Origin of the sequence: Pseudomonas sp. MRSN 12121 (genome assembly GCF_000931465.1) — a bacterium.
GTDB lineage: Bacteria > Pseudomonadota > Gammaproteobacteria > Pseudomonadales > Pseudomonadaceae > Aquipseudomonas.
Map to the genome: position 1 here is coordinate 3,852,958 of NZ_CP010892.1, position 14,807 is coordinate 3,867,764.

Sequence of the window (14,807 nt, forward strand, 5' to 3'; positions counted from 1 at the left end):
CTTTCGCCGCACTCCTACTCCAAGAAGAGACGTTACGCCCATGACCAGAACCCTCGCCGCCCTGGCCTGCACCGGCACCCTGCTGAGCCTGGATGCCAGCGCCGCCGACCTCAACGCCCGCGATTTCTTCGGCGCGCCCCCAGGCACCAGCCTGGGCGTGCTGTACCTGCCGGCAACCCGCGCCGACGACTTCCACGGCCCCGCCGACAGCACCGGCAAGGCCGAGCTGAAGGTCAACGCCGTGGCCTATCGCCAGGTATTTTTCAGCGACCTCTGCGGCACCCTGTGCACGCCGCAGTTCATCCTGCCCTTCGCCGATATCGACGCCCGCCTGCCCGGCGCCAGCCGTCGCACCGGGGAAAGCGGCTTCGGCGACCCGCAGGTCGGCGGCACGCTGTTCTTCATCAATGACCCGGCCTCGCGCACCTACAGCGGCCTGCTGACCCTGATCACCCTGCCGGTCGGCGAATACCACGGCGACAACCCGGATGTGTCGCCGGGCGCCAACCGCTGGGGCGCGACCTTTGTCTACAACTACACCCAGGGCGTCGGCGAGAAGTGGGTACTGGAGGCCAACCTCGAAGCCCAGCTCTATGCCAAGAACGACGACTACCTGGGCAGCGACCTGAAACAGGACCCGCTGTACCGCCTGCAAGCCTTCGCCTCCTATGACTTCACCCCCGCCACCTACGGCGCCCTGCGGCTGATCCACGCCGACGGCGGCGAGCTGCGCATCGACGACCGGCGCATCGACGACACCCACAAGCGCTACACCCAGGTCGGCTTCGAGGTCGGCCACTGGCTGGACCCGCAGAACCAGCTGATGTTCGGCCTCTCGCAAAACGTCGCCACCCGCAACGGCTACCACGGCACCGATGCCTTGCTGCGTCTGGTCCACGTGTTCTGAAGCGCTTTTTCCGGAGCTATCCCATGAGCATCCAACCGCACCCCCTGACCGCCGAACAGCCGCTCAGCGCGTCGTCCCTGGCCCTGCTGGCGGCCATCGTGCTGTTCGCCGCCATTACCCCGACCCTCCTGATGACCGCCCCGGCAGTGGCCGCGCAACTGGCCAGCCAATGGCAGCTCGGCCCGGCGCGGATCGGCGATCTGTTCTCCACCGAACTGGGGGCCATGAGCCTGGCCACCCTGCCCGCGTTCTGGTGGCTCAAGCGCGTCGACTGGCGCCGCGCGGCGCTGCTGGCCGGGACGCTGTTCATCGTCGCCAACCTGCTGTCGATCTGGGCCCAGGACTACGGCTTGCTGCTGGCCCTGCGTTTTTGCAGCGCCCTGGCCGGCGGCTCGCTGATGATCATCTGCCTGTCCAGCGCCGCCTCCACCGCCAACCCCAGCCGGACCTACGGCCTGTGGGTCATGGGCCAACTGGTGGTCGGGGCGCTGGGCCTGGGCCTTCTGCCGCGGCTGTTCGAGCATTACGGCCTGGCGGCCTGTTACCTGCTGCTGGCCCTGCTGATGAGCCTGTGCCTGCCCCTGGCGCGCTGTTTTCCACCCGGCGCGCCCCTCTCGGACAGCAGCACGGCCCAGGCGCCGGCCGCGCCGCGAGGCAAGGCCCTGTGCGGGATCCTCGGCATCCTCGGGTTCTACATCAGCCTCAGCGGGGTCTGGACCTTTATCGGCTCGATCGGCGCCAAGGCCGGCATTTCCGCACAGGCCAGCGGCGAGTGGCTGGCCGTCGCCACGGTCATGGGCATCGTCGGCGCCGGCTGCACCTCGCTGATCGGCAACCGCCTGCCGCGCCGGCTGTTGCTGCTGCTCGGCTACGCCCTGCTGGCCGGCTCGGTGCTGTTGCTGCTGGGGGCGCCGACCCTGGCGCGCTTCGCCATCGCCGCCCTGGCCTTCAAGTTCACCTGGACCTTTCTCCTGCCGCTGATCCTCGCCTGCCTGGCCGACCTCGACCGCTCCGGCAAGCTGATGAACGCCTCCAACCTGGTGATCGGCGGCGGCCTGGCCATCGGCCCCGCGCTGGCTGGCCGGCTGATCGAACACAGCGGTGGCTTCCAGCCCCTGCTGATCGGCGGCGCCGGCCTGGCCCTGCTGTCGCTGGCCCTGATCCTCGGCTGCCGGCGCCCATCCTGAACCCCCTTTTCCCTGAAAATGGACAGACCCCATGACCCGTAAAACCGCGTTTTTCTTCGATGAATTGAGCCTCTGGCACAGCGCCGGGCCCCATGCCCTGACGCTGCCCGTCGGCGGCTGGGTGCAACCGCCCGCCGCGGCCGGGCACGCCGAATCGCCGGAAACCAAACGCCGCCTGAAAAGCCTGCTGGACGTCTCCGGCCTGACCCGCCAGCTGCACGTGCGCGGCGCCGCGCCCGCCAGCGACGCGGACCTGCTGCGGGTGCACAGTGCCGGCTACCTGCAACGCTTCAAGGCCCTGAGCGAGGCTGGTGGCGGCGAGCTCGGCCCGCAGGCGCCGATCGGCCCCGGCAGCTACGAGATCGCCCGGCTCTCCGCCGGCCTGGCCATCGCCGCGGTGGATACCGTGCTCGCCGGCGAGGCCGACAACGCCTACTCGCTGTCCCGCCCGCCGGGCCACCATTGCCTGGCCGACGGTGCCATGGGCTTCTGCTTCCTGGCCAATATCGCCATCGCCATCGAGGCGGCCAAGGCCAGGCGCGGCCTGGGCAAGGTCGCGGTGATCGACTGGGACGTGCACCACGGCAACGGCACCCAGTCGATCTTCGAGGAGCGCGGCGACGTGCTGACCATCTCCCTGCACCAGGACGGTTGCTTCCCGCCCGGCTACAGCGGCGAGCAGGACCGCGGCCGCGGCGCCGGGCTGGGGGCCAACCTCAATATCCCGCTGCTGCCCGGCAGCGGCCACGATGCCTACCTGCATGCCTTGCGACGCCTGGTGGTCCCGGCCCTGGAACGCTTCGAGCCGGAACTGATCGTCGTCGCCTGCGGCTACGACGCCAACGCGGTCGACCCGCTGGCGCGCATGCTGCTGCACAGCGACTCGTTCCGCGCCATGACCCGGCAACTGCGCGAAACCGCCGAGCGCTTGTGCCAGGGCCGCCTGGTGCTGGTGCATGAAGGCGGTTATTCCGAGGCCTATGTGCCCTTCTGCGGGCTGGCGACCGTGGAAGAACTGGCCGGCATCAGGACCGCGGTGACCGACCCGATGCTGGACTTCATCCAGCTCCAGCAGCCGAACCCGGCGTTCCAGGCGTTCCAGCGCCAGTTGCTCGATCGGCAGGCAGAGGCGTTGCAGGAGCCCGCGGTCGACGCTCGATTGCCCGCGATGGATTGACCTCGATAACGCGCAGTGGCTGGTACATCGCCGCTGCGCGGCTATCGCGAGCACGCTTAGCGCCTACATCGGATTGAGTGCCTGGGAGGCGCGCGCTTCGCTCGGGGTCAGGCCGTAATGGGCCTTGAACGCCCGGGCGAAGTGGGCCTGGCTGGCGAAGCCGTGGCGGTAGGCGATTTCGCCGATGTCCAGGCCCCGGCCCCGCGGGCTGCCCAGCAGGTCATGGGCCCGTTGCAGGCGCTGTTCCAGGATAAAGCGACTGGGCTGGGTGTCCTCCAGGGCGAACAGACGGCTCAGGTGCCGCACCGAGACGCCGGTTTGCGCGGCCACCCGCTCGCAGCTCAGGCCCGGGTCCGCCAGCTGTTCGCTGATGCACTGCTTGGCCGCGAGCAGATAGGACGCGCTCAGGGCATTGAGGCGCCGCTCGCCCGTCTGCCCGGCGATCAGGCTGCGCAACAGCTCGAACGCCTGGTTCTGGTAATCCTCGGCGTCCTGGCTCAACGGCTGCTGGAAAAACCCCCGCGTGCGCTCGCCCAGGGTGCGCGACAACAGGCGCTGCACGCCGCTTTGCCCGCCGATCTTCAGGGGGCGGTCGAAGCGCTTCAGGCAGCGCTCGGCGAACAGCGCCTGGGGAATGTCGAAAATGAACTGGCGCATCGGCCCGGAGAAGCCGAACAGGTAGGGTTTGTCGGTGCGGTAGACGATCAGCTCGCCCGGTTCGAGCAACTGGCAGGCGCCATCCTGATAGAAAAACGAGGCGCTGCCGGTGACGAAGGACACGAACACCGACTCCTTGGGCACCGTGCGGATCATCGAGTTGTCGCGCTCGACCACGTGTTCGTTGCCCTCGATCCGCGCCAGGCGCATGCCCGCCAGTTGCAGGTTGTCCTGGCTGGCGGCAAAACCGCTTTCACAAAAGGAGGTGCATTTGAGGCCGACCAGGGTGGACGCGTTGTAGTCCTCCCAGAAGGCCAGCCGCTGGTCCGGGGCCATGCCCTGGGTGCAGGCATGCCGGGTTTCGAGCAAGGCGCATGGAGACATTCTTATTCTTCTCATGGCAAGGGATGCGTGACCGGTCGGCAAGGCCGCGACCGGCTACCTGGCGCCGCGGAACCCGAGGGCCGCGGCTGTTCATTAACATATGAACCTTAGAGCCTGTCAACGCGAAATGCTTGGGGCACAAGACGACTGGCCGGGTAAATATCGTCCCTGAATCCTGTAGGAAAGCTCTCGTCCGATTCCGTCAACAATCCCGTCCGATTCGATAAAACCCCGCCGGCGCGCCACGCCTAAAGTCGCCTCGACTCCTACAAAAACCGAGAGGCCGACCATGCCCGAAGCTGCCCGCCGTGAATTCTGGAAAGACCTGCAACCGATCGCCAACTGCTTCAAGCCGGACGCCAAACCCGAGGTCTACCTGCCCGATGCCGCCACCGACGACCTGAAGCTGTACGTGCCCTTCACCGAAACCGTGTCCTCACGACCGCTGTGGATCTCGCCGAGCGAGAACCGCTGGTGCGACATCCTCATGGCCAGCAGCGCCGGGCTGGTGAACCGGCATTACCACCCGCACGAAGTGTTCGCCTACACCCTGTCCGGCAAATGGGGCTACCTGGAACACGACTGGACCGCCACCGCCGGCGACTTCGTCTACGAGACGCCGGGCGAAGGCCACACCCTGGTGGCCTACGAGCACGAGCAGCCGATGCGCGCGTTTTTCATCGTCAAGGGCCCGCTGATCTGGCTCGACGAACAGGGCGAGCCGGACGGCTATTTCGACGTGCATTCCTACATCGCCATGTGCCGCGCGCACTACGAAAAGATCGGCCTCGGCGCGGCCTACATCGACACGCTGTTTCGCTGAACGAACGCCTTTCACCTGTCCCTTCGCGGAGAACGACCATGGCTTACAACAACAATAAAGCCGGTTACGAGAACATCCTGCTGGGCGTGCTGTTCCTGACGTTCGGCTTCGTCTTTTTCGACCGCCTGGCCCTGTCCTTCCTGTTCCCCTTCATGGCGGACGAGCTGCAACTGAGCAACAGCCACCTGGGCATGCTGTCGTCGATCCTGGCCCTGGCCTGGGCGGTGTCCGGCGCGCTGGTCGGGGCCTGGTCGGACCGGCGCGGCAAGCGCAAGCCGCTGCTGATCGTCGCGGTGATCCTGTTTTCCCTGTGCTCGGCGCTGTCGGGGCTGGTCACGGGCTTTCTCAGCCTGCTGCTGTTCCGCGGCATCATGGGCCTGGCCGAAGGGCCGATCCTGCCGCTCTCGCAATCGCTGATGGTGGAGGCCTCCTCGCCCCATCGCCGGGGCCTGAACATGGGCCTGCTGCAAGGCTCGGCGGCCGGGCTGCTGGGCGCGGTGATCGGCCCGCCGGTGCTGATCGGCCTGGCCGAAGCCTACGGCTGGCGCCATGCCTTTATCGTCTCGCTGGTGCCCGGGCTGCTGATCGCCCTGCTGATCTGGCGCTACGTGCGCAACGATGCGCCGCGGGCGGCGGCCGCCCAGGACGAGTCCCGGGCCCCGGTCAAGCGCCTGGCGCTGCTGAAAAGCCGCAATATCGTGCTCTGCACCCTGATCAGTTGTGTGTTCCTCACCTGGTTCGTGATCCTGATCTCCTTCACTCCGACCTTCCTGGTCAAGGTCCGCGGCTACAGCCCGGCGAGCATGGGCACGGTGATGAGTTGCCTGGGCAGCGCCTGGGTGCTGTGGGGCTTCGGCGTAGCGGCGATTTCCGACCGCTTCGGCCGCCGCCCGACCCTGGTGCTGTTCTCCCTGGTCGCCGCCTGCTGCCCGATCGCCCTGCTCTACGCCGACAGCCCGCTGCTGATGGGCGCGCTGATGCTGCTGACCTACACGGGCCTGGGCTGCTTCACCCTGTTCATGGCGACCATCCCCGCGGAAACCGTGCCGCGTGAGGTCATGGCCACGGCGCTGGGCCTGATCATGGGCATTGGCGAACTGGTGGGCGGTTTCGTCTCGCCGACCATCGCCGGGTTCGCCGCCGACCGCTTCGGCCTGTCCATCGTCATGTGGATCTCCTGCGGCGGCGCCCTGCTGGCCGCGCTGCTGGCGCTGTTCCTCAAGGAAACCGCGCCGGCGGTGCTCGCCCGCCGGCACCGCGTCGAACCGTCCCCGTCCTCCGCCCTGCAAGGAAACCAGCCATGAAAGCATTGCGTTGGCATGCCGCCCGCGACCTGCGCCTCACCGACCTCTCGCTGCCCGAACCCGGCCCGGGCCAGGTGCTGGTGCAGGTGGCCTACTGCGGTATCTGCGGCAGCGACCTGCACGAATACGCCGACGGCCCGCACTCGATTCCGCAGCAGCAACCCCACCCGCTGTCCGGTTGCCGCGCACCCCTGACCCTGGGCCACGAGTTCTGCGGCCAGGTCCTGGCCATCGGCCCGGGCGTGGAGCAGGTGCAGGTCGGCAGCCGGGTGGCGGTGGAACCCGAATACCGCTGCGGCGACTGCCAGTACTGCCACGCCGGCCAGTACAACCTGTGCCAGTCCATGGGTTTTATCGGCCTGATGGGCGATGGCGGCTTCGCCGAGCAGGTGCTGGTGCCGGCCTACATGCTGCACCCGCTGCCGGACGCGGTGAGCTTCAAGCAGGCCGCGGTGCTGGAGCCGGCGGCGGTGGCCTTCCACGCGCTGAACCAGAGCCGCCTGATGGCCGGCGACAGCTGCGTGGTGTTCGGCCTCGGCCCCATCGGCCTGCTGCTGATCCTGCTGGCACGCCTGCGCGGCGTGGAACGGATCTTCGCCGTCGACCTCAGCCCGGAACGTAGGCGGCTGGCCCTGGATTTCGGCGCTCGGGAGGTGCTCGACGGCCGCGCCGCCGACCTGTCGCAGCGCCTGCAGGAACTGAGCGGTGGCGGGCTCGACACGGCCTTCGAGGCCGCCGGCAGCCAGCAGACCCTGGACCTCGCCCTGCACTCGCTGCGCAAGGGCGGCGAGGTGGTGCTGGTGGGCCTGATGGGCGAGGTCGGCTTCGATGCCTTTCACCTGGTCAATCGCGAATTGCGCCTGGTCGGCAGCGTCGGCTATCGCAACGCCTACCCGCCGCTGATCGAGCTGCTGGCCAGCGGCCGCCTGGACCTGACCCGCGCGGTGACCCGCTGCGTGACGCTGGAGCAGGCGGTGGAACACGGTTTCGAGGCGCTGCTACGGGACAAGGGCCAGATCAAGGTGCTGGTCAATCCCAACCCATCGCTGGCCAAGGCATGACCTGTAGCCGCTGCCGCAGGCTGCGATCGGCCCGAGGGAATATTGCGGTCAACGGCAGCGGCTACCGGCGCAACACCTGAACCACTCATTACAAAAACAACAAGAAACGAGTACCGACCATGAAAAGCACTGCCCTGTTGTGCCCGCTGCTGACTGCGGCCCTGTTCAGCCCCCTGTGCCAGGCCCAGGCCCCGGCGCCCAGCCGCGACGGCCCGCTGGCCGGGCTCGGCGAACGACTGGCCGGCTACGGCATCCAGCCCCATGCGCAGTTCTGGAGCCTGTCGATGAAGAACCTCGACACCGGCCCGCGCCCACACAGTTTCGGCAACAGCGGCGACCTGTTCGTCGGTGCCGACGTCGATCTGGAGACCCTCGCCGGCCTTGAGGGCGCGGCCGTTCATTTCGAGGAAACCTTCTTCATCCTCGACACCGCCACCGGCCAGCCGACCTCCCGCGCCTGGCAAGGCGCCGCCGGCAGCTATTTCGCCGGCGCGCCGATCCACAACGACATCACCAGCAACCAGCTGAGCCTGCTGACCTACCAGCAGACCTGGCTCGACGGCCGCCTCGACATGAGCCTGGGGCGCACCAACGCGCGGCGCTACTTCTATATCTACAACTGCGAAACCGTGGTCACCTGCAACGACCCGATCATCGATTCGTCCACCGGCATCCTGCCGCCGCCCTACGGCAGCTGGGGCGGCTACCTGAAGTACCAGGCGACGCCGGGCGTCTACCTGCATGCCGGCGCGTTCGAATCGAACCCGGTGGACTACCTGAAGAAACGCAAGGGCCTGGACTTCAGCACCGACGACGCCAGCGGCACCAGCCTGCTGCTGGGCATCGGCAGCCGGGACGACGGCGCCTACCGCGCCCGCTACGAACTCAACGGCTACTACAACACCGCCAACCAGTACGACCCGCTGACCGGGGCCAGCGAACACGGCACCGGCGGCGCCTTCTTCAAGTTCCAGCAAGGCTTCTGGCGCGCCGACGGCGGCCAGGGCACCGCGCCCCAGGCCCTGCTGGCGTTCGGCTCGCTGTCGCTGGCCGCCGACGACAAGCAGCCCTTCAGCCGTTTCGCCGAAATCGGCCTGACGTACCTCGCGCCTTTCGACCGGCCACAGGACAAGCTCAACCTCAAGGCCAGCTACCTGCGCCTGAACGAGCATCAATTGCGCTTCCAGCAACAGGCACGGATCGCCAACGGCGGCGACAGCCGCCTGGGCGAACGCAATGTCTACGCTATCGAGGCCAACGGCCACTTCGCCCTCGGCCGGCACCTGGCGCTCGAGCCCAGCGTCCAGTACCTGATCAACCCGGACAACTTCTACAACCCCGAGGCCCGCGAGTTGAGCGGCAATGGATTCGTCGTCGGCCTGCAAGTCATGTACGACGTCGGCGCGGCGCTCGGGCTGTGACCCCGCTTCTTACTGCCAATGAGGTATCTGCCATGACTGACTCCGTCCCGCGTTCATTCGACTACATCGTGGTCGGGGCCGGCTCGGCCGGTTGCGTGCTGGCCAACCGCCTGTCCGCCGACCCGACGCTCAGCGTCTGCCTGATCGAAGCCGGGCCCAGCGACCGCAGCCTGTTCCCCGGCGCCTACGTGCGCACGCCGGCGGGGATCATCCGCCTGATCGCCAACCCGAAGTGGAACTGGATGCATCAGTTCAGCGCCCAGGCCGCCAGTGGCGAGCGTCCCATCCCCTGCCCCCGCGGCCGGCTCTGGGGCGGCTCCAGCGCGATCAACGGGATGATCTACATCCGCGGCCACCGCAGCGACTACGACCGCTGGGCCGCGGCCGGCAACCAGGGCTGGAGCTACGACGAACTGCTGCCCTACTTCCTGCGCTCGGAACACTTCGAGCCCGGCGCCTCGCCGTGGCACGGCCAGGGCGGCGAACTCAACGTCGCCGTGCAACGCAGCCCGAGCCCGGTCAACGAGGTGTTCTACCAGGCGGCCCAGGAACTGGGCTGGCGCTACAACCCGGACTTCAACGGCGAGGAACAGGAAGGCTACGGTCCCTTCCACGTCACCCAGATCAACGGCGAACGTTGCAGCGCCGCGCGGGCGTTCCTGCACCCGGCGCTGACACGCCCCAACCTCTGCGTGTTGAGCTCGACCCTGACCCACCGCGTGCTGCTGGAGGGCAATCGCGCCTGTGGCGTCGAGGTCAGCCAGGACGGCCAGGTGTTCCGGCTACGGGCCCGGCGCGAGGTGATCCTCAGCGCCGGGGCCGTCAACTCGCCGCAGCTGTTGCTGCTGTCCGGCATCGGCCCGGCCGAGGAACTGCGGCGCCATGGCATCGCCCAGCGCCATGAACTGCCCGGGGTCGGCCACAACCTGCAGGACCACCAGGACGTGGTGCTGATGTACCGCTGCGACAGCGAGCTGACTTACGGGCTGTCGGCCAAGGGCCTGCTACCCCTGGCCCGCTCGCCCTGGCAGTACCTGGGGCGTCGCCGCGGCCCGCTGACCTCCAACACCGTGGAGTCCGGCGCCTTCCTGCGCCTGCGCCCCGAGGATGCCGCGCCGGAACTGGGCCTGATCGTCGCCCCGGCGCTGAAGAACCAGCCGCAGCGCCTGGTGCCGCTGGGCCATGGCGTGAGCCTGCATATCGCCGTGATGCACCCGCAAAGCCGGGGCCGGGTGCGTCTCAACTCCGCCGACCCGCACGACAAGCCGATCCTCGATAGCCACTTCCTCAGCCACCCGGAAGACCTGCGCAAACTGGTGGAAGGCGTGCGCCTGGTCCGCCGGCTGGCGGCCAGCCCGGCCTTCGCCCGACGCCTCAAGGGCGAGCTGGTGCCCGGCGCGCAGATCGAAAGCCAGGCGCAGATCGAACAGTGGATCCGCGACAGCCTCGGCACCGTGTTCCACCCGGTCGGCACCTGCAAGATGGGGCACGACGCCGACGCGGTGGTCGACGACCAGCTGCGGGTGCACGGCGTGCAGGGCCTGCGGGTGGCCGATGCGTCGATCATGCCGACCCTGACCACCGGCAACACCAACGCGGCGGCGATCATGATCGGCGAAAAGGCCGCGGACCTGCTGCTGGGCAAGCCGGCACTGACGATGCCAAGCGTTGCGCGCCTGCAAGAGCCGGTCTCCCACCTGGCCATTGGCTGAAACTCGAACGCGAGCTGCCCCCCTGTAGGAGCGAAGCTTGCTCGCGATGATCGTTAACGATGACGCGCACTACCTGGATATACACGGCGCTCTCGGGCTCATCGCGAGCAAGCTTCGCTCCTACAGGTAAAGGCATTGCCCCATAGATCGGTGCCTGGCTGGATTTTGCCGTTGCCCGGGCATATAGTTGCACGATACAACTATATGAGCATTCGCCATGTCCTCCCAATCGCCACTGGTGGATCAGATCCGCAACGCTTCGCGCAAGCTGGTGCGCGAGCTGGGCTTCATGGGCAACACGCTCGCCGGCTCGGACCTGCCGCCTTCGGCGGTGCATGCGCTGATCGAGCTCGACCTGTATGCCCCGCTCACCGCCGCCCAGTTGGGCAAGACCCTGAACCTGGAGAAATCCTCGGTCAGCCGCCTGCTGGCCAAGCTCATCGAGCGCGGCGATATCCAGGAAAGCCCCAGCCCCACCGATGCCCGGGAAAAGCACCTGGGCCTGACCGCCCAGGGGCGCAAGCAGGTCGCCGCCCTGCATGCCTTTGGCAGCGCCCAGGTGGAACAGGCGCTGCGCCTGCTGCCGTCCTTCGAACAAAACCGGGTCGTCGCGGGCCTGCGCGGTTACGGCCAGGCGCTGGAAGCCTGTCGCCTCGGCCAGCCGCGGATCGCCAGCGCCCTTCCCGCCGTGCAGCGTGGTTATCGGCCGGGCATGATCGGCCGCATCACCGAGCTGCACGCGCAGTACTACGCCCGCCTGGTGGGTTTCGGGCAGTTCTTCGAACAGCGCGTCGCGGCCGGGCTGGCGGAATTCAGCGCACGCCTGGACCAGCCCGACAACGGCATCTGGCTGGCGGTGCTGGACGAGCAGATCGTCGGCTCGATCGCCATCGATCTCGGCGGTGGTCCGGACCACGAGCAAACCGACCGGATCGCCCACCTGCGCTGGTTCATCCTCGACGAAGCGGCCCGCGGCACCGGCACCGGTCGCCTGCTGCTCGAGACGGCGCTGGCGCATTGCGACCGGGTCGGCGCGCGCTCCTGCTACCTGTGGACCTTCAGCGGCCTGGACGCCGCCCGGCACCTGTACGAAGCCTTCGGCTTCCAGCTGGTGGAAGAACAGCCCGCTGCACAATGGGGCAAGACCGTGCTGGAGCAACGTTTCGAGCGCCACCACCCGGACCCGGCCTGAAACGCCTCAGCGACCGGCCGGCGGCGCGATGCTCCACAGCCGCGGCCAATCCCCGGAGGACAGGCCATTGCAGGTCGGCATCTTGCGGTAGTCGCTGAGCTGGAAGGTCTCGCCGTCGAACAGCCATTGCGCGGTTTCACCGCAGTCACCGATGCCCCGGGCCAGGTAGTAAGTGCTCAGCACCCCGGTCTTGGGGTCGTAATGCGCGCCGCCCGAGCCATCTGCGTTGTCCATGGGCACGGCTTGCCGGTGCAACTCCTTCCACTGCGGCGGATCGCTGCGCGACCAACTGCTGATCTGGTAGTCGCAGGTGTAGGCCGCGCAATCGCTGAGCACCACCGTCAACGCCCGTTGCGCAGTCAGCGGATAGACCTCGACCTGCGGCTCGGCGGCCACATAGTCCTCATCGTCATTGGGGGTGGCCGGCGTGGCGAGTTTCGCCGCGGCCGCCGACAGGCGCGTGCGCTCGGCCTGCGTCAAGGCGGGCGCCCCCGGATAGGCCCGCAGCTGGGCCGGCAGCGGTCGCGCCGGCACCTCGCTGGCCGCCCGCGGGCCCGGACGCCACAACGCCGTTACCCCATCGACACGGCCCTGCACCGCGTCCATCAGCAACAGCGCGGCCGATAGGCCATTCAATGGCACCCAGGCCTCGTCGTTGCCCGCCAGCCTCAGTTCCGCGGCGTTGCGCAGGCGTTCCAGCCATTGCCGGGCCCGGGCCGGATCGGCAATTTCATAGCGGGTGACCTCGGTCTGCGCGCCTTTCTTTTCCGGCAGCAGCACCAGGGCCTCCAGCAGCGACGGTTCCAGCGGCTGGCCGTCGAGGCGCAACGCCGACAGCTCGGCGGGTTCGCCGCGCTGGTCCAGGCGTATCTCCAGGGGCCCGTCGGCGCCGGCACGCCGCTGGACATGCAGGGTCAGGGCGCTGTGCTGGATACCGTGCTCGCCGCTGGGGGCGCTCAGGGCGTGGCAGTTGCGCAGGTTGTCGCAACCGGTGATCCAGTCCTTGGTCTGGCGCAGCACGGGCACCTTTTCCACGGTGTTCTGGGCCAGTGCCTGGCCGGCGGCGCTCACCAGCAAGAGAGCGATCAGGGTGCGCTGCAACATGCGACTGTTCCTTGTCGGGCAAAAGACGCCGATTGTCCCACGTCCCGCCTCGCCCCTCACGGTTTTTCGCCGTCAGTCTGTGCGGTTTGCCGGGCCCTGGCGCGTCCGGTATTCCCCCGGCGTCATCTTCGCGTAGCGCTGGAAAAAGCGGCTGAAATACGCCGGGTCCTTGAACCCCAGCTGGTAGCAGATTTCATTCACGGAACTGGCGGTGAACAGCAGCAGGCGCTTGGACTCCTGCATCAGGCGCTCGTATACCAGGCGTTTCGACGGCAGGTCGGCGATGCGCCGGCAAACATCGTTCAGGCGCGCCTCGGTGACGCCGATCTGGCTGGCATAGTGCGCCAGCGGCCAATGCTCCAGGTACCGGGCTTCGATCAGTTCGTTGAAACGATGAAAGATCTGCAAATCCTCATGCCGCGCCGGGCGGGCCTTGAGGGGATTGGCCGAGAGCCGTAACAGGCTGATCAGGATCAACCGGGTCAGGGCCTCCAGCGCCGGCTCGCGCCCGGCACCCTGCCCCGCGGCTTCGTCCTGCAAGGCGTCGAACAGCAAGGCCAGGCGCCGTGCCTCGCCGGCGAACCCGGGTTCCAGGCGAGTCAGCGCGACACAGGCCGGGGCAATCTGCGGGCCGCTGGCCAGGCGGCTGTCGGCTTCGAGCAGTTCCCAGACCAGTTGCTGGCGCACGGTCAGCACATGGCCTTCGCTGTCGGCCTCGGTGACGAAGGAATGCGCGATGGTCGGCGGCGTCAGGAAGAACATCGGCCCCGATTCCAGGTACTGCTGGTCGTCGAGGTAGACCCGTACCGCCCCGCTCTTCACGTAGTGCACCTGGAAAAACCGGTCGTGCCGGTGCACCGGCATGTTGCGGCCGAAGAACCCGGCGAGGTTGCTCAGCTTGTCGTAGTGCACCCGGGAGTCGGCGTAGCGCTGGTCGTAGACCTGGCCGATGTTGATATTGGGGATCGGCTGGCGATCGCTCATAGCGGCAGTTCTCTTTTTATTTTCATCGCGGCGCTTTTTATTTTCGTCGCGGCAAGCCCCCGCATCCTGCGGGATTCGCGGCCTGCCCACCAGTGCCGGAACGACCGGGCGCGTGGGGGTCACGAGCGACGCTTGACGATCGTTAACATATTAAATATAACGTTAACACATTAACGAAATCACCTTGTCTTTCGCGATGCTCAGGAGAACCACAACAATGAGCCGTGCACTGCATGAAGTCGCCACCGGCACCCTGTTCGGCGTCGCGCTGAACTACCAGGGCCTGTTGCGCAGCCACCTGGAATCCTTCACCCAGCCGCCCTACCAGCAACCGCCGGTCAAGCCGGTGCTGTTCATCAAGACCCCCAACACGCGCAACGCCCATGGCGGCGCCGTGGTCTATCCGCGGGGTGTCGAGCGCCTGCAGCCGGGCCCGGCGCTGGGCGTGGTGATCGGCAAGGACGCCAGCCGGGTCAGCGCGGAAAACGCCCTGCAGCACGTCGCCGGCTACACCATCGTCAACGAATTCAGCCTGCCCGAGGACAGCTACTACCGCCCCGCCGTCAAGGCCAAATGCCGGGATGGCTTCTGCGCCTTCGGCCCGGAACTGGTGCCGGCGCAGCAGGTGCGCGATCCCCACGACCTGGAACTCAAGCTGTGGGTCAACGGCGAACTGCGCCAACGCAACAGCACCGCCAACCTGGTGCGCGGCATCCCCCAGCTGATCGCCGAAATCAGCGAATTCATGACCCTGCACCAGGGCGATGTGCTGATCACCGGCACCCCCGAAGGTCGCGTCGACGTCATGCCCGGCGACCGTATCGAAGTGGAGATCAGCGGCCTGGGCCGTCTCGCCAATCATGTTGTCGCCGAAATAGCCGCCGAATAAGGAGC

General features: G+C 67.6%; 13 protein-coding genes. 10 read left to right on the forward strand and 3 right to left on the reverse strand.

Annotated elements, in window-relative coordinates:
- Positions 1–40 precede the first annotated feature (40 nt).
- From TO66_RS17335 to TO66_RS17345, 3 genes are read left to right on the forward strand one after another with little or no spacing between them, the layout of a single operon-like run.
- Entirely contained in the window at positions 41–907 is an 867-nt protein-coding gene (locus tag TO66_RS17335; protein WP_044463447.1) for a transporter, read from the forward strand.
- Between the two features lie 23 nt (positions 908–930).
- A complete protein-coding gene (locus TO66_RS17340; RefSeq protein ID WP_044463448.1) occupies positions 931–2,094 on the forward strand; it encodes an MFS transporter in 1,164 nt (387 codons plus the stop codon).
- Between the two features lie 31 nt (positions 2,095–2,125).
- Positions 2,126–3,271 carry a class II histone deacetylase gene (locus tag TO66_RS17345; protein WP_044463449.1) on the forward strand — a complete coding sequence of 382 codons (1,146 nt, stop codon included), beginning with the start codon at positions 2,126–2,128 and terminating at the stop codon, positions 3,269–3,271.
- 63 nt (positions 3,272–3,334) lie between these two features.
- On the opposite strand, the gene TO66_RS17350 is transcribed toward TO66_RS17345, so the two are convergent.
- Entirely contained in the window at positions 3,335–4,312 is a 978-nt protein-coding gene (locus TO66_RS17350) for a helix-turn-helix domain-containing protein (protein WP_044463450.1), read from the reverse strand.
- A 289-nt stretch (positions 4,313–4,601) separates the two neighbouring features.
- On the opposite strand from TO66_RS17350, the gene TO66_RS17355 reads away from it, so the two are divergent.
- From TO66_RS17355 to TO66_RS17380, 6 genes are all read left to right on the forward strand, one after another.
- Positions 4,602–5,135, forward strand: coding sequence for a 2,4'-dihydroxyacetophenone dioxygenase family protein (locus TO66_RS17355; protein ID WP_044463451.1), 534 nt, complete (start codon positions 4,602–4,604; stop codon positions 5,133–5,135).
- A 38-nt stretch (positions 5,136–5,173) separates the two neighbouring features.
- Positions 5,174–6,439: an MFS transporter gene (locus TO66_RS17360; protein ID WP_044463452.1), complete on the forward strand. Its 1,266-nt coding sequence runs from the start codon at positions 5,174–5,176 to the stop codon at positions 6,437–6,439.
- Positions 6,436–7,500 (forward strand): 2,3-butanediol dehydrogenase, encoded by a 1,065-nt coding sequence (locus TO66_RS17365; protein WP_044463453.1) that lies wholly within the window; start codon positions 6,436–6,438, stop codon positions 7,498–7,500. Before TO66_RS17360 ends, TO66_RS17365 begins: the two co-directional genes overlap by 4 nt.
- A 119-nt stretch (positions 7,501–7,619) precedes the next feature.
- The gene (locus tag TO66_RS17370) at positions 7,620–8,921 is read left to right on the forward strand and encodes a carbohydrate porin (protein ID WP_044463454.1); all 1,302 of its coding nucleotides are present in this window, start codon (positions 7,620–7,622) and stop codon (positions 8,919–8,921) included.
- A gap of 32 nt (positions 8,922–8,953) precedes the next feature.
- Positions 8,954–10,633, forward strand: coding sequence for a GMC family oxidoreductase (locus TO66_RS17375; RefSeq protein WP_044463455.1), 1,680 nt, complete (start codon positions 8,954–8,956; stop codon positions 10,631–10,633).
- 217 nt (positions 10,634–10,850) lie between these two features.
- Entirely contained in the window at positions 10,851–11,825 is a 975-nt protein-coding gene (locus TO66_RS17380; RefSeq protein WP_044463456.1) for a helix-turn-helix domain-containing GNAT family N-acetyltransferase, read from the forward strand.
- Between the two features lie 6 nt (positions 11,826–11,831).
- Here the strand turns inward: TO66_RS17380 and TO66_RS17385 are convergent, their stop codons facing one another.
- Positions 11,832–12,929, reverse strand: a complete 1,098-nt coding sequence (locus TO66_RS17385) for a DUF1176 domain-containing protein (protein ID WP_044463457.1) — start codon at positions 12,927–12,929, stop codon at positions 11,832–11,834.
- Between the two features lie 72 nt (positions 12,930–13,001).
- Positions 13,002–13,913 (reverse strand): 4-hydroxyphenylacetate catabolism regulatory protein HpaA, encoded by a 912-nt coding sequence (gene hpaA / locus TO66_RS17390; protein WP_044463458.1) that lies wholly within the window; start codon positions 13,911–13,913, stop codon positions 13,002–13,004.
- Between the two features lie 217 nt (positions 13,914–14,130).
- Here hpaA and TO66_RS17395 point away from each other — a divergent pair, with 217 nt between their 5' ends.
- Positions 14,131–14,802, forward strand: a complete 672-nt coding sequence (locus TO66_RS17395) for a fumarylacetoacetate hydrolase family protein (protein ID WP_044463459.1) — start codon at positions 14,131–14,133, stop codon at positions 14,800–14,802.
- The last annotated feature ends 5 nt before the right edge of the window (positions 14,803–14,807 follow it).